Annotated in this window: 3 protein-coding genes; 2 read left to right on the top strand and 1 reads right to left on the bottom strand. The window is 67.8% G+C overall.

Annotated features, from left to right (window positions below; genetic code table 11):
* Nucleotides 1-34: 34 nt before the first annotated feature.
* Nucleotides 35-493, bottom strand: a complete 459-nt coding sequence (locus tag IC50_RS37890; RefSeq protein ID WP_035716745.1) for a nucleoside deaminase — start codon at nucleotides 491-493, stop codon at nucleotides 35-37.
* 119 nt (nucleotides 494-612) lie between these two features.
* Here IC50_RS37890 and IC50_RS37885 point away from each other — a divergent pair, with 119 nt between their 5' ends.
* Nucleotides 613-2,553, top strand: a complete 1,941-nt coding sequence (locus tag IC50_RS37885) for a pseudouridine synthase (RefSeq protein WP_035716743.1) — start codon at nucleotides 613-615, stop codon at nucleotides 2,551-2,553.
* Between the two features lie 174 nt (nucleotides 2,554-2,727).
* Complete coding sequence (gene rsmD / locus IC50_RS37880) at nucleotides 2,728-3,282, top strand: 16S rRNA (guanine(966)-N(2))-methyltransferase RsmD (protein WP_035716742.1); 555 nt, start codon at nucleotides 2,728-2,730, stop codon at nucleotides 3,280-3,282.
* The last annotated feature ends 35 nt before the right edge of the window (nucleotides 3,283-3,317 follow it).

The following is a 3,317-nucleotide window of genomic DNA, read 5'->3' as shown; positions in this document are numbered from 1 at the left end:
TCGTCGCTTCGCTCCTCGCAATGACGGGGGGCACCTACCGCCGCGCGCGAAAGAACTCCCTGAGCAGCCGCGCCGCCTCGCTCTCGCCGACGCCGGAGTAGATGTCCGGCGCGTGATGGCAGGTCGGCGAGGCAAAGAAGCGCACGCCTGATTCCACCGCGCCGCCCTTGGGGTCGGCCGCGCCGTAATAGAGCCGCCTGACCCTTGCAAACGAGATCGCGCCCGCACACATGGTGCAGGGCTCCAGCGTCACGTAGAGGTCGCAGTCGACGAGGCGCTCGCTGCCGATCTTCGCGGCGGCCTCGCGCAGCGCGATGATCTCGGCATGGGCGGTCGGATCATGGTCGGTCAGGGTCCGGTTGGCGGCGGCGGCGATGACCTCGTCGTTGCGGACCACCACGCATCCAATCGGAACTTCGCCCGATTTTCCGGCATTTTCGGCCGTCAGAAGCGCCAAATCCATGAAAGAAGGGGCTTTCATGCCTCGTATCATCGCCAGAAACCTGCTACTAGCTCCGCCTTCAGCAAGAGTGGATACCGATTTTGCCTGAGCATGCGGCTCGCAGCGAGCGCGCGCAATGCTCATCGCGCCACCCCTAAGTGAGATCATTCATGCCTCGCGACAGCGACAAAGACAACGATTCCCGCGGCCGGCGAGGCCCGGCCAAAGGCCGTAGCGGCAAGCCGCGTGGCCCGGAGAAGAAATTCGCCAAGCGCGGCTTCGAAGGCAAGGGCGACCGCGACAGCCGCCCGTCCCGTGGCGATCGCGATAGCCGTCCGTTCCGCCGCCGCGAGGAGAGTGATGCCCCGCGCCGGGATTTTTCTGACCGCCCGCGCTTCAAGCGCGACGATCGCAGCGGTGAAGGCCGCGGCGAGCGCAGCTTCAGGCCGCGGGGCGACCGGCCGTCTTCCGCTCGTGGATCGCGCGATGGCGAGAAGCGCTCCTTCAAGCCGCGCGGTGATCGCCCGTCCTATGGCCGCGACGAGCGTCCGCCGCGCAGCCGGGACCGCGACGAATCCCGCCCCGCCGGCCGGTTCGGCGACAAGAAGTTCGGCGACAGGCGCCCTTACGCATCGCGTGGCGATCGCCCCGAGCGCAAGTTCGACGGCGAACGCAAGTTTTCGCGGGGCGGACCGGATCGCGACCGTGGGGATCGCGGCGACCGCCCGCGCAAGTCCTTCGACAAGGATTTCGGCGGCCGCGACCGCAGCGACGAGAAGCCCTGGCGTCAGCGCGACGACCGCCGCGACGGTGGCCGCGGCGAAGATCGTCCCCGCTTCTCGCGGCGTCGTGACGAAGGCGGCGATGACCGTCCGCGTTTCTCGCGCCCGCGCGAGGAGCGTTCCGGCGACGATCGTCCGCGCTTCAATCGTTCGCGCGAGAAGCGTCCGGAAGGCCGGATGGACTGGCAGGAGCATCCGCGCAACGAAGGCCGCTTCCGCGATCGACCGCGCCGCGACAACGAGGACGACAGCAGGATTTTCGAGAAACGCCCCGCCTTCGGCGGCCGCGGCGCCTATCGCGAGCGCGATCGTGATTTCGACCGCCGTCCGCGGCGCGAAGAGCCGCCGAAGCCGAAGAAGGCCGGCGAGCGCATCGCCAAAGCGCTGGCCCGTGCGGGCCTTGCCTCGCGCCGCGATGCCGAGGAGATGGTCACGCAGGGGCGCGTCACCGTCAATGGCCGTGTCATCAATTCGCCGGCGCTCGACATCACGAAGAACGACGTCGTCATGGTCGACGGCAAGCCGTTGCCCGAGCGCGAGCGCACGCGGCTGTTCCTTTATCACAAGCCGCGCGGGCTGATGACGACGCATGACGACCCCGAGGGGCGTCCGACCGTGTTCGACAATCTCCCGGAAGGCTTGCCGCGCCTGATCAGCGTCGGCCGGCTCGACTTCAACACCGAGGGCCTGCTCTTGCTCACCAATGACGGCGGGCTCGCGCGTACGCTCGAACTGCCCGACACCGGCTGGCTGCGCCGCTATCGCGTCCGCGCCCATGGCGACGTCACCCAGGCGCAGCTCGACGAGCTCAAGAACGGCATCGAGGTCGAGGGGGTCAAATACGGTCCGATCGAGGCGACGCTCGAGCGCGACCAGGGGGCCAATGTCTGGCTGGTGTTCGCAATCCGCGAAGGCAAGAACCGCGAAGTGCGCAATGTCTGCGCCCATCTCGGGCTCGAGGTGAACCGGCTGATCCGGGTCTCCTACGGCCCGTTCCAGCTCGGCGAGATTCCCGAGGGCCAGGTCGAGGAGATCCGCTCGCGCGTGCTGCGCGAGCAGCTCGGCGACAAGGTCATCGAGAAGTCGGGTGCGCAGTTCGACGTGCCCTCGAAATCCTCTTCGCGCGTCGACGACGCACCGAGCGAGAACAAGCCCGCCAGCAAGCGCGCCGTGATCAACGACCGCAAGGGCCGCCGCGTGCTGGTGCAGCGCACCGGCAGCGAGGAGGCGCGCGAGCGCAACGAGATGGAAGCGAACGGATACGGCCCGCCGCGCCGTCCCAAGCGCGGCTATCACGGCAAGCGCGACCTGACGCCGCGGGATGATTGAGGTGGAGTGCGTCGCATCACTCGGCTCTCTCGCGTTCCCTCCCCCCTTGCGGGGGAGGGTTAGGGAGGGGGGTACCCCACGAGAGGTCTGCGTTTGCGGCACCCCCTTCCCCAACCCCTCCCCGCAAGGGGGAGGGGAGCTCACCATTCGTGTGGCCACAGGACGGGCAACGTAATGCGCGTCGTCGGTGGTCGATTGAAGGGGCGCAATCTGGCCTCACCGTCCTCGCGCGACATCCGCCCCACGGCGGATCGCCTGCGTGAGTCCGTGTTCAACATCCTCGTGCACGCCTATGGCGATCCGATCGAGGACGCGCGCGTGCTCGATCTCTTCGCCGGCACCGGGGCGCTCGGCATCGAGGCGGCCTCGCGCGGCGCCAAGTTCACGCTGTTCGTGGACAATGGCGCGGAGGCGCGCGCGCTGCTCCGTAACAATGTCGAGTCGCTCGGCCTCGGCGGCGTCACCAAGGTCTATCGCCGCGATGCCACCGATCTCGGTCCTGCGCATCCCGTCGAGCCATTTTCGCTGGTGTTCCTCGACCCGCCTTATGGCAAGGGATTTGCGGAGAAGGCGCTCGCGAGCTTGCGCGACGGCGGCTGGCTGACGTCGGGTGCGCTGCTTGTGGTGGAGGAGGCCAAGGCCGCGCAGTTCGTGACGCCGGAGGGTTTCGAGGAGCTGGAGCGGCGCGCCTATGACGACACGGAGTTCGTGTTTTTGAAGAGGTTGTAGCGTTGCTACGTAGGGTGGGTTAGTCTTACTGAGTC

This window comes from Bradyrhizobium genomosp. I (2014), assembly GCF_000261685.1.
Taxonomy (GTDB): Bacteria; Pseudomonadota; Alphaproteobacteria; order Rhizobiales; family Xanthobacteraceae; genus Bradyrhizobium.
Note: the sequence above shows the minus strand (reverse complement) of the source record. Positions and strands in the feature narration are given on the sequence as shown.

What these genes read in the sequence shown, in the direction of transcription:
- IC50_RS37890 (WP_035716745.1), bottom strand. Translation starts at nt 493, where the DNA reads ATGATACGAGGCATGAAAGCCCCTTCTTTCATGGATTTGGCGCTTCTG.
- IC50_RS37885 (WP_035716743.1), top strand. Translation starts at nt 613, where the DNA reads ATGCCTCGCGACAGCGACAAAGACAACGATTCCCGCGGCCGGCGAGGC.
- rsmD (WP_035716742.1), top strand. Translation starts at nt 2,728, where the DNA reads ATGCGCGTCGTCGGTGGTCGATTGAAGGGGCGCAATCTGGCCTCACCG.